Consider the following 16,893-nt stretch of genomic DNA (forward strand, 5'->3'; position numbering starts at 1 on the left):
GCTACAGGGTAAGCCGAAGGGTTTGCAGTGTTTGTTTCGTACCAACTTGTTGAGGTCGGGAAGAAAGGAAACAACATGCAGGCAATGAAGCTCCCCAATATATTTGTTCTGTTTTCAGTTTTTTGCCTTATGGGCTGCGGCGGAGAAGATAACAGTACATCCACCACTTCGCCATCAACAGGTACCACTACTACACCGACCAATTCAGTTCCTGTGCTCGCGGCCCCTAATCAAGATTTTAGTGTGAGTGCAGGTGAGGTGGTTGATTATGACGTTAGCCAGAATGAAACCACTTTTACAGATGCAGATGGTGATAGCCTCAGTTACACGATTTCTATTCAAACTTTTAACAGTGATAGTATCGCCATCGAAAATGAACTGTCTTCTACAGGTACTATAGTTTCTGGAACACCGGCTACCGTAGGTACTGTTTTTGTAACCGTTACGGTGAATGACGGTAATGGTGGTTCAGCTTCAGACGAATTTGAAATTTCAGTTACCTTAGCTGTTGATGAAGATGCACCCTCCCTGCCAGCGGTGAGTTTTGAATATGTGAATATTGATCTCCCAGATCACTTTACTAACCCGAACTCTGATTTTGGGGATGTTGCTGCGCAGGATAATCAGCCTGTAAATAATAACATTACCAATGCAGGGGCCACGTTGGGGCGAGTATTGTTTTATGATAAAAAACTTTCAGCGAATGACACGGTAAGCTGTGCATCATGCCACCAGCAAGAATTTGGATTTAGTGATCCGAATGTGTTGAGTATTGGCTTTGAAGGGGGTGAAACGGGTCGTCACTCTATGGGGCTTGCGAACGCACGTTATTACGAACGTGGTCGTTTCTTCTGGGATGAGCGTGCGAATACCCTTGAAGATCAAGTACTACAGCCCATTCAGGATGCAGTGGAAATGGGGATGACGCTAAGTGCGCTTGAGACCAAGCTCGCCGCAACCAGTTACTACCCAGATCTTTTTGAAGATGCGTTTGGCTCTAGCGCGATTACCAGTGGCCGTATTGCGGATGCACTTGCTCAGTTTATTCGCAGCATGGTTTCCTATCAGTCAAAATTCGATATAGCCTTTGCCGGCGGTGATGCTGAAAACCCTGATTTCCAGAGCGTTTTCACCGCACAAGAACTTCAAGGGTTAAGGCTTTTTACAGATGAAGCGAACCTTCCAGGCCGTACGCTGCGCTGTAATGGGTGCCATACTACTGCGGTGCAAACTGCTGAGCGACCTGAAAATAACGGCCTTGATGCAGATACATCAGCGGATCAAGGAGCAGGAGCTGGCCGTTTTAAAGTTCCCTCGCTTCGGAATATAGCGATACGGGCACCTTATATGCACGATGGGCGTTTCGGTACACTAGAAGAAGTGGTTGAGTTTTATAATAGCGGTATCCAGGCACATCCAAACTTGAGCGGGCGTTTGGAGAATAATGGGCAACCTCGCAGATTTAATATGACAGATGCTGAAAAAGCAGCACTTGTGGCCTTTATGAACACGCTAACGGATAATGTGTTTCTCACGGATGAGAAGTTCAGCGACCCCTTCCCTGAGGATTAATCCCTTGGGGTAAGAAGGTTTGCCGCCATTTCTGTCCAGGCATCAATGATGCGCAGGTGAAAATTCGGGTCGTTGTTATATTGAGCTTGAATAATAAGCCCGCGCATCATGCTTGTTGTCATGGTCATGATGAGCTCAACGTCGCTATCATCACCTGATTTGGCTTCATATTGTTTCACCGCACCAGCAAGACGATTTTCTTCCCATGCCTTCAGGTTAGGGGACAGGCGTTTCTGCAGTTCAGTATCTGTTCTGATAGCGATCAAAACCTCTAAAAGGGCGCGGTATTCATCTGTGTTCACATAGCGGAGCCAGATTTGTTTCAGTTCTTTAGCTACATCCCGTTTTGCAGCGGGCTTTGATGTTTCGAAAACAGGAGCAAATTGCGCGTTTTGTAGAATACGTTCTGCGGTAGCGGCCATCAGGTCTTCTTTTGTAGGGAAGTGATGCTGAAGCGCCCCTTTTGAAACACCAGCGCGCTCTATCACTTTATGGATTGAAGTTTCCGCATACCCAATTTCAGCAAGGCAAAGGATTGTGGCCTGGCAAATTTTCTCATGTGCCAATGCGCGCTTTGCTTCCTGTTTTCCCATTGGTTTTTCTGCGGTTTCCGCCATTGTTTTTATTCCCTGATCTTGGTGTTTTTTCATCTTAATCTAGCAGCCATGGAAAAAGCGAATAAAAAAAGCAGTACAGACGGCTTGTTTTTTTAAATTTTTGCGCCATACTCACTCCCGAACTGAGATTGTCACGAGTAAGTGGCAAGCTGCGGTGTAAGCCTGATGGAGGATTAAATAGTGACCAGACCTATTTATATTGGCGGGGCTAGCGGGTTCTGGGGAGATACCGCAATGTCCACACCGCAGTTACTCGGTTCGGAAAAGCTGGATTATATTGTTTATGATTATCTGGCTGAAATCACTATGTCGATTATGGCTCGGGCGCGGGCCAAAGATGCTTCACTTGGCTATGCGGTTGATTTTGTTTCCGTGGTGATGAAGCAAAACTTGAAAACTATTGCCGATAAAGGCGTGAAGGTTCTTTCAAACGCTGGCGGCGTAAATCCCGAAGCATGTGGTAAAGCAATCAGGGCGCTGGTTGCCGAGATGGGGCTCTCGCTCAAAGTTGCCGTCATAACCGGTGACGATTTGCTGGCGAGTGCTCATGAATTATTTGAAGATGGTTATGGTGAAATGTTTTCTGATGATCCATTCCCAGATCCTGAAAAAATCGCCAGTATTAATGCGTATATTGGTGCGTTCCCTATCGCAAAAGCGCTAAGCGAAGGCGCGGATATTGTTATTACTGGGCGCTGTGTGGATAGCGCTGTAACTCTTGGTGCATGCATCCATGAATTTGGATGGGATGAAAGAGATGTTGATCTGTTGGCGGCAGGAAGCCTTGCTGGTCACATCATTGAATGTGGACCTCAGGCAACGGGCGGAAACTTCACTGATTGGGAAGATGTAGCAAATGACCTAGTTAATATTGGGTATCCTGTTGCAGAAGTATCCAGTGACGGCTCTATGGTGATTACGAAACCTGAAGATACGGGTGGCAAGGTAAGTATTGGTACTGTTGCTGAACAGATGCTTTATGAAATTGGTGACCCACAGGCTTATGTTTTACCAGATGTAGTGTGTGACTTTTCTGGCGTAGAGCTTGAAGAAATTGGTGTGGATCGGGTTGCGGTTTCTGGTGCGAAAGGCCGTGCGGCAACGGATACATATAAAGTGTGTGCCACTTATGCGGATGGTTTCCGGGGAGGGCTTCTCATGAGTTTTTACGGTATTGACGCTGCTAGAAAAGCCCGATCGTTTGCGGACGCTGCTTTTGCGCGGGCTGATAAGTTTCTTCGGCTTTCCAATGCTGGTGACTATACAGAGAAGAGTGTCGAAATTCTTGGAAGTGAAAGCCAGTATGGTGATTTTGGTTCCGGTCAGGATGCCCGTGAGGTCGTGCTGAAAATCGGGGTGAAACACCCTGATATGAGAGCGGTTGGATTACTCCTTAAAGAAGCAACAGGTCTTGGCCTTGCTACGCCGCCTGGCCTATCAATCTTCAGCTCAGGACGGCCTAAACCATCGCCTGTAGTGCGCTTGTTCTCCTTCTTGTTGCCTAAAAATAAAATAGCTATTGAGATTGATCTGGAAGGGGAGAAAATTCCTTATGTTCCAGCATTAGCGCTTGAACAAACAGATGTACCCATTGTTGAAGTACCAGAAGCGCCTGATCTTAGTGGCGAAACTGTGGATGTTCCGCTTATCAAACTCGCATGGGGCCGAAGCGGTGATAAAGGTAATAAAGCCAATATTGGTATCATTGCCCGCCGCGCTGAATATATGCCGTATATCTGGGCTGTACTCACAGAAGCAGAGGTGAAAAGTCGGTTCTGTCATTTCCTTGAAGGCGATGTTGAGCGCTTTCATCTGCCCGGCAGTCATTCAATTAATTTCTTGCTTCATGATGTGCTTGGCGGTGGTGGTGTCGCAAGCCTCAGAAATGATCCGCAGGGTAAAGGCTATGCACAGCTTCTGCTTTCTGCAAACGTAACAATTCCAAAAACTCTAGCGGAGTCTCTTTAATGCCTGTCTTCGCCTCGAAACTGAATACAGCCTCTGAAAGCTATAAAAAGAACCGGGAAGATATGCTTGGTCTCATTGGAAAGCTTTCTGAACTGAACAGCCGTGGTGCTCTTATTTCGGAGAAACGCAAACCGCGTTTTGAAAAACGGGGGCAGTTAACCCCACGTGAGCGTCTTTCCCGTTTGCTCGATCCGGGGATGCCATTTCTGGAAATTGGTAACCTTGCTGGATATTTGCTTGATACCAAGAAAGAAGAAAAATCTATCCCGGGCTCAACAGTGATTACAGGTGTTGGGTTTGTCTCTGGTGTGCGCTGTGTGATTGTGGTGGATGACAGCGGCATTCAGGCAGGCGCCTTAACAACAGCTGGCGGTGGCCGTATCAAGCGTGCGCAGAAAGTATCGCTAGAACAGAAACTGCCGTTTATTCATCTCGTGGAAAGCGCGGGTGGTGACCTTCTTAATTATACTGTTGAAGGCTTCGTATCCGGTGGTGAACTGTTTGGTAATTTGGCTGTACTTAGTGCTGCAGGTATTCCTTCGATCGCTCTTTTACACGGTTCGTCCACAGCGGGTGGCGCTTATATGCCTGGCCTCAGCGATTATGTGATTGCAGTAAAAGGCCGTGGACGTGCGTTTTTGGCTGGGCCACCACTTTTGAGGGCCGCAACAGGTGAGATCGCAACTGAAGAAGAACTGGGCGGCGCTGAAATGCATGCATCTGTTTCGGGCCTCGCAGAATATCTGGCAGATGACGATAACCACTGCGTGCAGATTGCCCGAGAAATTACAGATCGTCTTGGTTGGAATGATGCTTGCTCCGTTACGCCTGAACGTAATTATGAAGAGCCGATTTATGATCCGAATGAAATCGCAGGCCTTGTGCCGGTTGATTACCGCCAGCCCTATGATGTGCGGGAGCTTTTAGCGCGTGTGGTAGATGGCTCTGATTTCCTTGATTTCAAACCAAGATACGGTGCGTCTATGGTTTGTGTGCATGCAAACATTTTTGGTCAGAAATGCGGGATTGTAGGGAATAACGGTCCGATTGACCCTGAAGGCGCAGTGAAATGCGCTCAGTTCCTTCAGCTTTGCGACCAGTCAGATACCCCGGTAATTTTCCTTCAAAATATCACAGGTTATATCGTTGGTACTCAGTCCGAGCAGGCAGGTATGATCAAGCACGGCTCCAAGATGATTCAAGCCGTACGAAACATCGAAGTGCCCCGTATCACCATGATGGTGGGTGCGAGTTTTGGAGCTGGTAACTACGGCATGTGCGGACAGGGCTATCATCCTGATTTCATCTATAGCTGGCCAAATGCCGCAACTGGCGTGATGGGTGGTGAGCAAGCCGCGAAAACTATGTCCATGGTGATGCGCGGAAAAGCCAAAGCCATGGGACAGGAAGTTGATGAAGCTGTTGTAGCCGCGCAGGAAGCACATCTCACCCAGATGTTCGATGGTCAGTCAGGGGCATTCTACACATCTGGCCGCATGCTTGATGACGGTATGATCGACCCACGTGATACCCGCAAAGTACTTGGGTTCCTTCTGGAAACAGTAATGGAAGCTCGTCGCCGTGAGGTACGTACCAATAACTTCGGTATTGCGAGAATGTAGAGGGAAATCATGGCTGATCTTGGTGAATATAAAAACATTCTTTGTGAGCAAGCAGACGGCTGGTTAACCATCTGGTTCAATAGGCCTGATAACAGAAACGCGCTTTCAACTGAGATGATCAAAGATATCTCGGATGTATTAAATACCGTTAAAGAAGACCGCGATGTGAGGGGCATTACCATGCGCGGCAAAGGCGGTATTTTCTGTGCTGGCGGGGATTTGAAATCTTTCAAAGCCAGTATGACAGGCGGCGCTTCAAAAGAAGATATTATGGCAACAAGCCGTACCGCTGCTGATTTCTTCCATCTTATAAACACCATGCCGCAAGTGGTGATCATGGTGATCGAGGGAGCTGCAATGGCGGGTGGTCTCGGTATGGCTTGTACAGCTGATGTTGTGATTGCTGCACCAGATGTACGTTTTTCGCTTACCGAAGCGATGCTCGGCATAACGCCAGCGCAAATCTCACCGTATGTGATGCAGAAATTTGGATATGCGGTGGCTCGCCGCCTCATGCTGACAGCAGCGCAGTTTGATGGCGCTGAAGGTGAAAAGCTTGGCCTTGTGGATTTCCTTGCAAGCGGTGAGGAAAATCTTAGCCGTACTGAATGGCAGATCAAGCGGCAAGTGCTGAAATGTGCGCCGGGTGCCGTGGCGGCTACAAAGCATCTTACTCTTTCAGCGCATAAGCTCCCTCGGGAAGAGATGGTGGAATTTGCAGCAAGTGATTTTGCCGATTGTCTTCTTGGTGATGAAGGCCGCGAGGGCATCAGTTCTTTCATTGAAAAACGTAAGCCTGAGTGGTTCGTAGATTTGGATAGAAAATAATGAGCGCGAAAAACATTACACGCATCCTTATTGCAAACCGGGGTGAAATCGCCTGCCGCGTTATGGAAACTGCTTATGCGCAGGGCATTGAAACAGTAGCTGTTTATTCAGATGCCGATGCTGGCGCGAAACATACACTGATGGCTGACCATAAAGTGTATATTGGGTCAGCCCCCGTTGGTGAAAGCTATCTTTGTGCTGATAAGATTATTGATGCGGCGAAAAAGACAAGTGCCGATGCTATCCACCCCGGGTATGGGTTCCTTAGTGAGAACGCAGCTTTTGCTAAAGCTTGCGCGGAAAATGGCATTATCTTTATAGGCCCTTCTGCTGAAGCTATTGATGTGATGGGCAACAAGGCTGCCGCCAAACGCTTGATGCTTGAAGCAGATGTACCTTGCATACCCGGCTATCAGGATGCAGACCAAAGCGATGATGCGCTGGTTAGCGCAGCGAAAGAAATCGGCTATCCGCTAATGGTGAAAGCTGCCGCGGGTGGTGGCGGTCGTGGTATGCGTCTGGTAACTGAGGAAGCTGGCCTTGCTGACGCAATCAAGCTTGCACGCTCAGAAGCAGAGAATGCTTTTGGTTCAGGTGAGCTGATCCTAGAGAAAGCGATCATAGAGCCACGTCACGTAGAAATTCAGGTGTTTGCCGATAAAGCTGGGAATACCATTCATCTCGGAGAACGAGACTGTTCTGTTCAGCGTCGCCACCAGAAAGTGCTTGAAGAAGCACCTTGCCCGGTGATGACACCGGAACTGTGTGAACGTATGGGGGCCGCCGCTGTGGCTGCTGCAAAATCAATTGGCTATGAAGGTGCGGGTACCGTTGAATTCCTTCTGGATGCCTCCGGCGAGTTTTACTTTCTGGAAATGAACACGAGGCTGCAAGTAGAACACCCGGTAACAGAACTGGTCACAGGGCTTGACCTTGTGGCTATGCAGATCGCTGTTGCGCAAGGTGAAGACCTTCAGCTTTCTCAGGAAGATGTTATTCTTGAAGGGCACGCGATTGAAGCGCGGCTTTATGCTGAAGATCCGGCGAATGATTTTTTGCCCGCCTGCGGGCCAGTACATCACTGGTATGAAGCAGAAGGTGAAGGCATAAGGATTGATAGCGGTATCCTTTCTGGTCAGGCAATTTCCCCACATTATGATCCGATGGTTGCGAAGGTTATAGCTTACGGTGAAACCCGGGATATTGCACGCAAACGGCTTGTAAAAGCACTTGGGGATACGGCTCTCTTTGGCAGTAAAACCAATAAAGCCTTCCTGATTGATTGCCTTGAGCGTGAAAGCTTTGCTTCTGGTAAAGCCACCACAGCTTTCATTGCTGAAGAATATGGTAATGCGGGTGTGGAAGAAACCACGCCAAGTTTTGTGGATGCGGCAAGTGTTGCGGTTATCAGTTTTGAGCTGGCGACTGAAAAATCTTTGAATGCTTCTACGGGAGTATCGTCACACCTGCGGAATTGGTTCAGTGCTTCAATACTGCCTGTTCCTGTTACCTATGAATTTGGCGAAACTGCGTACGCGCTTTCCGTAAAACCTGTTTCGGATGATAGCTATGTAGTGACCGCAGGCGAAGAGAGCTGTGAAGTTACGCTTGGATCGCTAGAAGAAAATGAAGCTATTCTCGTTGTTGATGGTAGCACGCGAACTATTCGATTCCATGAAGAGCGGGAGGGTGTGCTCCATGCTTCTTGTGGGGCAATGTCTGCCATCTTCAAAGACCGCATCCGTATTTCTGCAAGTGATGATGAAGCGAGTGGTAGTGGCACCATCACCGCGCCAATGCATGGTGCACTTCTTGAAGTGCTTGTGATGGCTGGAGACCCTGTGAAAACGGGCGATACACTCGCGGTTCTTGAAGCTATGAAAATGCAGCATCAAATCCTCGCAGAAGTGGACGGTACCGTGAAAGAAGTAGCAGCAGAAGCTGGTGCGCAAGTGGCGACGGGTGACCTGCTTGTAGAAATTGAAGCAGAGGGGGAATAGGGCCAATGACATCACTTACCGCAGATCTTCGCACTGAAGGTGAAGAACTTTATAACCTGATGAAAAAGCAGCCGGAAAGCTTCTGGCAGGTGAAAACCCAGTTTAAGGACTGGACCGTTTGGGATGTGATCGCTCACCTGCATTTTTCTGACTATATGGCGATGACAACTGCAAAAGGCGAAGCGGCATTCGCCGAGCTTGCAGGTAAAGTGATGGTCTATTTCCAAAATGGTAAAGGCTTGCAGGGATATGCCCGCGATTGGCTGGGGGACATCTCTGGCCCTGACCTTCTGGAGAAATGGCACGCCGACTTTCTTGAGATGTGCGATTTGTTTGACGGCACAGAACCTGACGCACGTCTTAAGTGGTTTGGCCCAGATATGGGTGTACGCATGTTTGCTACAGCGAGGCAGATGGAAACCTGGGCCCACGGTCAGGAAATATACGATATGCTGGCGCTTGACCGCACCGATACGGACCGCATCAAAAATATCGTTGTGATTGGCGTGAAAACCTTTGGGTTCTGTTTCAAAACCCACGGCAAACCCGTGCCTGAAGAAGCTCCGTTTGTGAGTCTTACTGCGCCGTCTGGCGCGGAATGGGCTTTTGGTGAACCAAATAGCGCGGGCTCTATAATGGGGAGCGCTGCTGAATTTGCGCAGGTGGTTACCCAAACCCGAAATATTGCAGATACAGGCTTGAAAGTAGAAGGCGATGTAGCAAACGCTTGGATGGCGATTGCCCAGTGCTTCGCGGGGGGTGCTGAACAACCACCAAAACCGGGCACGCGCTTCAAGCATGCCACACCAGTTGTGTAAGGGGGGCAACCATGAAGAAAACACCATTTGATACAGAAGAGCGCTGCGCCTACCGCGACAGCATGGCTAAGTTTGTGCAGAAGGAAATTGAGCCTTTCGTTGATCAATGGGATGAAGATGGTGACTTCCCATGGGAACTGCACCAGAAAGCTGGTGAACTTGGAATGTTCGCGGCTGGCATTGATGAGAAATACGGTGGGCTTGGCCTTGATCATGACGATGCATTTATGCGCGCTTGGTCTGCGATTGAAATGGGGAAATCTTCAGCGGGCGGTGTGATGGCTAGCCTTGGTTCCCGCAATATTATGACAGGCCCAATACAGAAGTTAGCGTCAGATGATATCAAAGATAAATGCTTGGCGGATATTGTCTCTGGCCGCAAGGGCGGAGCGCTTGGAATTACGGAACCTGGCGGCGGCTCTGATGTAGCTAACCTTCAAACCAAAGCTGTTAAAGACGGCAATCACTATGTGATCAATGGTTCAAAGACCTTTATCACAGGCGGCATGAAAGCTGATTATTTTGTGATTGGTGCACGCACAGGTGATGCAGGACTTGCTGGTATCTCGCTTTTCTTTGTGGAAGCGGATGCAGAAGGTTTCTCTCGCCAGTCAGTTGGCGGTAAGATGGGATGGTGGGCATCAGATACTGCCACTCTATTCTTAGATAATGTTCGTGTACCCGCGGAGAATATGCTGGGTCAGGAAAACATGGGTTTCCTCTCTATCATGAATAACTTCAATTATGAGCGTCTGATGATGGTAGGTCAGATGATTGGTATGGCTGAACGCTGTCTTGATGAAAGTATCAAATATGCGCAGGACCGTGAGACATTCGGTAAGCCAATGATCAAACATCAGGTTATCCGCCACAAGATCGCGGATATGTCTGCGAAGATTGATAGCATGGCCGCATGGCTCAACCAGATTTGCTGGATGATTAACGAAGGCGATATGCCCGTTGAACAGATTACCAAAGCTAAATTCTCGGCTTCAAAAATGCTGGAATATTGCGCAAGCGAAGCCATGCAGATTTTCGGCGGTGCCGGGTATCTGCGCGGTAATCCGGTTGAACGCATTTACCGTGATGTGAAGGTAATGGCCATTGGTGGTGGCTCGGAAGAAATTATGCGTGATCTGGCTGTACGCCAGATGGGCCTATAAGGGGGATATGATGAGCAGTCCGACAACACAGGAATTGGAAGAGTTTAGAAAAGAAGCTTCTGCATGGCTAAAGGAAAACCGCCCTGCCGAGCCTGATTTCATGTTGCCGCTTACCTTTATGGAAGTGGGTACTGAAGAGCAGTTTGATTTCCTACGGGACTGGCAGCGAAAATGCTATGAAGCAGGCTTCATTGGTGCAGGCTGGCCAAAGGAATATGGCGGTGGCGGCATGCACCAGAAATTCCAGGAAGTTGCGACCAAGGAAATGGAGCGCCAGCGGGTGCCGATTATGCTCAACGCTATTGGCCTCAATTGGACTGGCCCCCTACTCCTTGATATGGGAACCCATGAAGATCGTGCTATATACCTAAAAGGCATTTTAACAGCAGAAGATATCTGGTGTCAGGGTTTCTCTGAACCAGATCATGGTTCTGATCTTGGAAATGCGCAAACCAAAGCGGTGCGTGACGGAGATGATTATATCATCAATGGTTCGAAGATTTGGACCACGCAAGGCAACTTTGCCAAATATATGATCCTGCTTGCCCGTACCAATCCGGATGCGCCAAGTAAATATAAAGGGCTGAGTTTCTTCCTTGCCCCGATGCATGTAGACGGTATTGAAACGACCCCTATCCGTAAGCTTACGGGTGAATACGGTTTTACCCAAACATTCTTCACCGATGCTCGTATTCCAGCAGACTGCATGATGGGTGAAGAAGGTCAGGGCTGGGCTGTGGCTATGCGCACGCTAGAATATGAACGTGGCGCTCGTGGCGGACAGGGAGGCGGGTATACGATCAGTATGCCGGATGTATCCAAGATTTTTGATCTCGCGAAAACAGCGATGCGTAACGGCAAGCCTGCTATTGAAGACCCGGTTATTCGTGATCAGCTTACCCAGTTTATGATTGAAGCGCGGAGTATTGCATTATCTGCCAAACGCCAGAGCCTCACGCCGCTTATTCAGGAAAAGCCGCATAGTTTGCCGCTTTCTTCCAAAGTAGCCTGGACAGAATTTATCAGGCGTTTGAATGAATTTGCTATCTCGCTTCAGGGCACAAAGGCTGCTTATTATGTGGGTGAAGAAGACGCTGTTGAAGGTGGTATCTGGCAGCGTGGCTACCTGAATGCTTTCTCGGCAACTATTGGCGGTGGCACAAGCCAAATTCAGCGCAACATTATTGGCGAGCATGTGCTCGGCCTTCCAAAAAGTTAAGGCGAGGGGACAGTATTATGGATATGGTTGGAACCATTGGCCTTACAGAGGAACAAGCAGACCTGTTGGAAGTAGCCACAAACTTTTGCCGGGATAAATCCCCTATCGAGAAAGTGCGTGAACTGCTTGAAGACGATCTGGGCTATGACCCGGATGTGTGGAAAGAAGTAGCTGAACTTGGCTGGCTTGCCATCGCTCTGCCGGAAGAATATGGCGGTGTGGGCCTTAGTCTTGCTGAAGTGGTACCTGTTGTTGAGCAGATGGGCCGTAATTTGATGGCAACGCCGTTTGTTTCCACCAGTATTGCCGCGCAGGCGATCATCGCGGGCGGTACTGAGGCTCAGAAAAAAACCTATCTGCCAAAAATTGCTGAAGGCATGGCGGCGACTGTCGCACTTTCAGAAGATAATGGCGATTGGGACCTCTTAAATATTGAAGCATCGGCTAATCTGGAAGGGAATGGCTATATGCTATCAGGCACAAAGACATTTGTGTGTGATGCTCATTCTGCTGAAATTTTCATTGTCTCAGCTGCTTTAGATGGCGGCTCAGCAAAACTGTTTATTGTTGAAAAAGATATGCTGCCAGAAGGTTCTATTCGCCGAGAGACTGTGATTGATGAAACCCGACGCTCATTCAAACTATGTTTGGACGGTGTTGGTGTGCATGAAATTCAGATGATGGATGTGAATCAAGCTGATGCAGCTCTTGCTCATATTCATATGGTGCAGGCTCTACTTCTTTCTGCGGAAATGTGCGGTGGTGCCTTCAGTACCATCGAATATACGCTTGATTATCTCCGCACCCGTAAGCAGTTTGATAAAATCGTCGGGTCTTATCAGGCGCTTAAGCATCCGATTGTAGATGCGCATATTTCTTATGAACATGCACGGTCTCATCTCTATAGTGCAGCACATAATTTTGATAAGCAGGGCGAGCAGGAAGTCGCAGTGCGTATGGCCAAATCAAAAGCGGGGGAAGCTTTCTCTTATGCGGCTGATCGGTCCATTCAATTCCATGGTGGTTTTGGTTTCACGTATGAATGTGATGCTCAGCTTTACCGTCGTCGTTCGCTCTGGTGTGAGCATATGGCAGGGGATGGCGCCTACCACCGTGAAAAGCTTGCGGCATTAATGTTTTAAATTCTTGTTTTGAGTAAAGTTCTGAGTTGAAGACAGCGTCCATTGTGGCGCTGTTTTTTCTTTTCCAATGCTATTTGTTCTGGCTATGCTTACCACCGAATGGTGGGAGGAGATTTTATGAAACAGCAGTGTATTTTAGCGATGGACCAAGGCACTACAAGCAGCCGAGCCATTGTCTTTACTAAAGAAGCAGAAATCATTGCTGTTGCACAGGAAGAGTTCCCGCAGATTTATCCCGCAGATGGTTGGGTTGAACATGATCCGGAAGCTATTTGGGAAACAAGCCTCAAGACTGCACAAGCGGCTTTCCGCGAAGCAGAAAACAAAGGCTATGAAATAATCGCTATTGGTATCACCAACCAGCGGGAAACCACCACCGTATGGAACAGGAATACAGGCAAAGCACTTTATAACGCAATTGTTTGGCAGGACCGCAGAACCTCCGAAACCTGCAGGTCTTTGATAGAAGCAGGCCATAGTGAAACGGTTCAGCAGAAAACTGGGCTGCTGCTTGATCCTTATTTCTCCGCCACCAAAGTTGCTTGGATATTGGATCATGTGGAGGGCGCACGAGCGCAAGCTGAAAAAGGTGACCTTGCATTTGGCACTATTGATAGCTTCTTGATTTCACGATTGACGGATGGTCGCGTGCACGCAACAGATGCTACAAACGCCAGTCGTACCAGTCTCTTTAATATTGAAACTCAAGCCTGGGATGAAGAATTGCTTTCGCTTTTCGGTGTGCCTGCTTCTGTTCTACCCATGGTGAAAGACTCTGCCGATAATTATGGTGAAACGGCCCCGAATATTTTCGGCCGCCCGGTGCCAATATTGGGTGTGGCCGGTGATCAGCAAGCAGCAACAATCGGGCAGTGTTGTTTCAAGGCTGGCGATATTAAAAGTACATACGGCACTGGCTGTTTTGTAATGCTCAATACTGGCATGACCCGTATTCATTCAGAAAATAAACTCCTGTCCACCGTGGCCTACCGGTTGAACGGTGAAACCACTTATGCGCTTGAAGGTTCCATCTTTATCGCAGGCGCTGCTGTTCAGTGGCTCAGGGATGAAGTGAAGCTTATCAGTTCCGCAAAAGAAACTGAGGTGCTTGTGAAAGAAGCTGATCCTGATAGTGGTGTAATGCTTGTACCTGCTTTTACAGGGTTGGGTGCACCTTACTGGAATCCAGAAGCGCGTGGCGCCATGTTTGGTCTTACGCGTGCAAGCGGTAAAGCGGAAATCGTTAAAGCTACTCTTGAATCTGTATGCTTCCAGACAGCAGATCTATTGGAAGCGATGGCTGAGGATGGTGTGAAACCAGAAGTGCTTAAGGTTGATGGCGGCATGGTGGCCAACGATTGGATGATGCAGAATTTGTCTACGCTTCTAAATGTTTCTGTGGATCGACCTGTTGTGATGGAAACAACCGCTTTGGGTGCTGCCTATCTTGCAGGCTTGCAGGCCGGGCTCTACCACTCGATTGAGGATATCAGCGCGAATTGGCAGTGCGAGCGTGGTTTCGTGCCTGAAGAAACTGAAAATGCAGTTCAGGAAAAGCGCATGCGCTGGCGCAAGGCGGTGGCTGCAACGGAAGCATTTTCGGTTTAGCTGGGCGAATCAGGCAGTAAAAATACCGCTCATGTCAGTAAAGCCCTTTATCTCAATTGCGTTTCCGGATGGGTCAGTGAAAAACATGGTGTTTTGTTCACCTGCCTCTCCTTCGAAACGGGTTGTTGGATTGAGGATGAAGTCTATGCCTGCTCCTTCTAGTTTGTGTGCTAGTATACGCCACTCTGAAGAAGGGAGGATAGCGCCAAAATGTGGCATAGGGACTTTGATGCCTTCCACGATACCTGTTGGCTGTGTAGCTAAGGGTTCTCCTATGTGCAGCGATAATTGGTGGCCAAAGAAGTCTATATCAACCCATGTTTCTGTAGATCGGCCTTTTGTGCACCCAAGAAGATCACAGTAGAATTTAACGGCATCTTCAAGGGATCTCACATGGCAGGCGTAATGGAAAAATGCAGGCATCTCTTTTCTTTCCCTTGAAGCTGTTTACTCTGTCTTTTTATGAAAGCTCGAACATATGCTTGCAACAAACCATTTCTTGAAGTAGTTCAGCAATTAAAGAATATTCTTGTGGGGTAATTTCGAAATTTTACGTTAATCCTTATTCCGGGTTGGCAATTTACGTTGAAATCCTGCAAACTATCGATACGGGTAACGTTTGAACGTTTAGGAGGGGCATAATGAGCATTGTAAGCTTTAGCCACATTGTTAAATTTTTCACTGGTGATCAGATGCCGTCTGCGGAAGAAAGCCAAAAGCTATTCGAAGAAGCACTTCTTCTTACTCTATCCCGCGCGACAAGCGCTGATTCTAATATCAATCCTGTTGAAGTGGATACAGTGCAGAAGATTTTCGCTGAATTTGCTGGCAAGGATGTGGAAGAAAGTGAAGTGCGCATTGCTGCTATCTCTGACCTTTATGATGAAGCAACCCTTGAAGGTTATCTCTCGAACGTAAGCCGTAAGATTAATGATGGTCAGCGCCTACAGATTGCTAAGTCTCTCGCAAAACTAATTAAAGCAGATGATAATGTAAGTCCGTTTGAAGTGGCTTTCTACAACAGCGTTGTTGATGCGCTGCGTGTAACACCTGCTCAGCTTATGGGCCTTGTGGAAGACCCAATCAAAGTTTAATCGGTATAGGTTACTGATTTTCAAAAAGGCCGCCTCATCAGAGGTGGCCTTTTTTGTTTTTAACGCCCTTTTAGCTCTTAACTTTTCTATTATTCGGAACCATTAGGTGTTCATGCCCAGAAATTGCTTAAAGTTTTATCTAAATCTTTACGAGTGATCCAAGCATCGGCATTATCCCGGCATTTCGGACGGTTGGGGACGTTCATGACATTAATTTGGGTGACACTGTCATGGATTTAAAAACACTTACACATATGTTTCCTTCGCATAAATTAGTTATGGGGGAACAGTTCGCGCAGGAAAATATCAGCGCACTTAAAGTGCGGGCCATTCTGGATTGGTCTGATACTATTTTCGTAAACTGCGATTTTTCTGAAGCTCGGTTCCATCTCCTGATGGTGTCTGGTGCTATCTTCTTTAATTGTGATTTCTCTGGGGCCAGTTTTAGGGCCTGTGATCTTGATGCCTGCGAATTCATATCCTGCACGCTTGCAGGAACAGACATGAAAGCGTCAGCCGTATCTGATACCAGTTTTACGGATTGTATCATTGGTGGCTTTATGGGGCCTGATGATTTCCATTGTTGCAGCTTTATTCATCCGCGTTATTCGCGAGCGGCGAAAATCGATGGGCCAATGCCTTATGTAAGGGTCACAACAATGGGCCATCCACTCTTTATATATAAGACAGCTGCAAGCTGGCATGTGCATAGCCATGACGGCGTTACCAATATTCCCTTGGAAGCATCACCTGAATTAGGTACCGATATCTTAAAAGCACTCTCTTATGCAGAGGCCTGTATCGGGCATGGTGAGCACATGGCAGTAAAGGAGCCATCTTAATCATACCGAAGATAATAGCAGCGCCGGAACATATGTTTCGGCGTTTTTTCATTATAGCGATTCACTTTGGGTGTATTTGATTCTTCAAAGTCGGTTTTCATGGTTTTAAGTGATTCATTTTACAGGTGATATTCTGTAAGCCGCGGTATCTCTAGGGTTCAGGTGTTAGTGTCTTTGCTAGCCATCTCAGTGGAAGGTCTGCTTGGGTGTAATTTACCTCTTATCCGGCTTTATCCGCTTCTTTTAAGAGATTACATTAAACCGCAGATTTCTGCGGTTTTTTAATGGTTTGTAAAGAAAATGCAAAAAACATGAAATTAGTTGTTTACAGGTTGGTTAGGTAGGCCTATAACCCGCCTCACACCGACGGGGCGCACCGCTCAAGTGTTCGCCGCGACGG

The 16,893-nt window shown here is 47.8% G+C and carries 14 protein-coding genes; 12 read left to right on the forward strand and 2 right to left on the reverse strand.

Going from position 1 to position 16,893, the window contains the following annotated elements:
• Positions 1-75 precede the first annotated feature (75 nt).
• Positions 76-1,572: a cytochrome c peroxidase gene (locus MF542_RS12895; protein ID WP_247020085.1), complete on the forward strand. Its 1,497-nt coding sequence runs from the start codon at positions 76-78 to the stop codon at positions 1,570-1,572.
• Here the strand turns inward: MF542_RS12895 and MF542_RS12900 are convergent.
• Complete coding sequence (locus MF542_RS12900; protein WP_247020087.1) at positions 1,569-2,189, reverse strand: TetR/AcrR family transcriptional regulator; 621 nt, start codon at positions 2,187-2,189, stop codon at positions 1,569-1,571. The genes MF542_RS12895 and MF542_RS12900 overlap by 4 nt on opposite strands.
• A gap of 180 nt (positions 2,190-2,369) precedes the next feature.
• Between MF542_RS12900 and MF542_RS12905 the strand changes: the two genes are divergently transcribed.
• The 9 genes from MF542_RS12905 to glpK all read left to right on the forward strand — a co-directional run bounded on the left by MF542_RS12905 (position 2,370) and on the right by glpK (position 14,557).
• Positions 2,370-4,157: an acyclic terpene utilization AtuA family protein gene (locus MF542_RS12905; protein ID WP_247020089.1), complete on the forward strand. Its 1,788-nt coding sequence runs from the start codon at positions 2,370-2,372 to the stop codon at positions 4,155-4,157.
• The gene (locus tag MF542_RS12910; protein ID WP_247020091.1) at positions 4,157-5,779 is read left to right on the forward strand and encodes an acyl-CoA carboxylase subunit beta; all 1,623 of its coding nucleotides are present in this window, start codon (positions 4,157-4,159) and stop codon (positions 5,777-5,779) included. Before MF542_RS12905 ends, MF542_RS12910 begins: the two co-directional genes overlap by 1 nt.
• Positions 5,780-5,788: 9 nt before the next feature.
• Positions 5,789-6,607 (forward strand): enoyl-CoA hydratase/isomerase family protein, encoded by an 819-nt coding sequence (locus tag MF542_RS12915; RefSeq protein WP_247020093.1) that lies wholly within the window; start codon positions 5,789-5,791, stop codon positions 6,605-6,607.
• Complete coding sequence (locus MF542_RS12920; protein WP_247020095.1) at positions 6,607-8,607, forward strand: acetyl/propionyl/methylcrotonyl-CoA carboxylase subunit alpha; 2,001 nt, start codon at positions 6,607-6,609, stop codon at positions 8,605-8,607. Before MF542_RS12915 ends, MF542_RS12920 begins: the two co-directional genes overlap by 1 nt.
• A 5-nt stretch (positions 8,608-8,612) precedes the next feature.
• On the forward strand, positions 8,613-9,425 hold the full coding sequence (locus tag MF542_RS12925) for a TIGR03084 family metal-binding protein (protein ID WP_247020097.1): 813 nt from the start codon (positions 8,613-8,615) through the stop codon (positions 9,423-9,425).
• Between the two features lie 11 nt (positions 9,426-9,436).
• A complete protein-coding gene (locus tag MF542_RS12930) occupies positions 9,437-10,588 on the forward strand; it encodes an acyl-CoA dehydrogenase family protein (RefSeq protein ID WP_247020099.1) in 1,152 nt (383 codons plus the stop codon).
• A gap of 7 nt (positions 10,589-10,595) precedes the next feature.
• The gene (locus tag MF542_RS12935; protein WP_343264884.1) at positions 10,596-11,807 is read left to right on the forward strand and encodes an acyl-CoA dehydrogenase family protein; all 1,212 of its coding nucleotides are present in this window, start codon (positions 10,596-10,598) and stop codon (positions 11,805-11,807) included.
• A gap of 17 nt (positions 11,808-11,824) precedes the next feature.
• Positions 11,825-12,949 carry an acyl-CoA dehydrogenase family protein gene (locus tag MF542_RS12940; protein WP_247020102.1) on the forward strand — a complete coding sequence of 375 codons (1,125 nt, stop codon included), beginning with the start codon at positions 11,825-11,827 and terminating at the stop codon, positions 12,947-12,949.
• Between the two features lie 117 nt (positions 12,950-13,066).
• Complete coding sequence (gene glpK, locus MF542_RS12945) at positions 13,067-14,557, forward strand: glycerol kinase GlpK (RefSeq protein ID WP_247020104.1); 1,491 nt, start codon at positions 13,067-13,069, stop codon at positions 14,555-14,557.
• A 9-nt stretch (positions 14,558-14,566) separates the two neighbouring features.
• On the opposite strand, the gene MF542_RS12950 is transcribed toward glpK, so the two are convergent.
• Positions 14,567-14,980: a VOC family protein gene (locus tag MF542_RS12950; protein WP_247020106.1), complete on the reverse strand. Its 414-nt coding sequence runs from the start codon at positions 14,978-14,980 to the stop codon at positions 14,567-14,569.
• Positions 14,981-15,198: 218 nt separating this feature from the next.
• Between MF542_RS12950 and MF542_RS12955 the strand changes: the two genes are divergently transcribed.
• Together MF542_RS12955 and MF542_RS12960 are read left to right on the forward strand one after the other, a co-directional pair.
• Entirely contained in the window at positions 15,199-15,651 is a 453-nt protein-coding gene (locus MF542_RS12955; protein WP_247020108.1) for a TerB family tellurite resistance protein, read from the forward strand.
• 230 nt (positions 15,652-15,881) lie between these two features.
• On the forward strand, positions 15,882-16,493 hold the full coding sequence (locus MF542_RS12960) for a pentapeptide repeat-containing protein (protein WP_247020110.1): 612 nt from the start codon (positions 15,882-15,884) through the stop codon (positions 16,491-16,493).
• Positions 16,494-16,893: the final 400 nt, after the last annotated feature.

This window comes from Kordiimonas laminariae, from assembly GCF_023008165.1.
Taxonomy (GTDB): domain Bacteria; phylum Pseudomonadota; class Alphaproteobacteria; order Sphingomonadales; family Kordiimonadaceae; genus Kordiimonas; species Kordiimonas laminariae.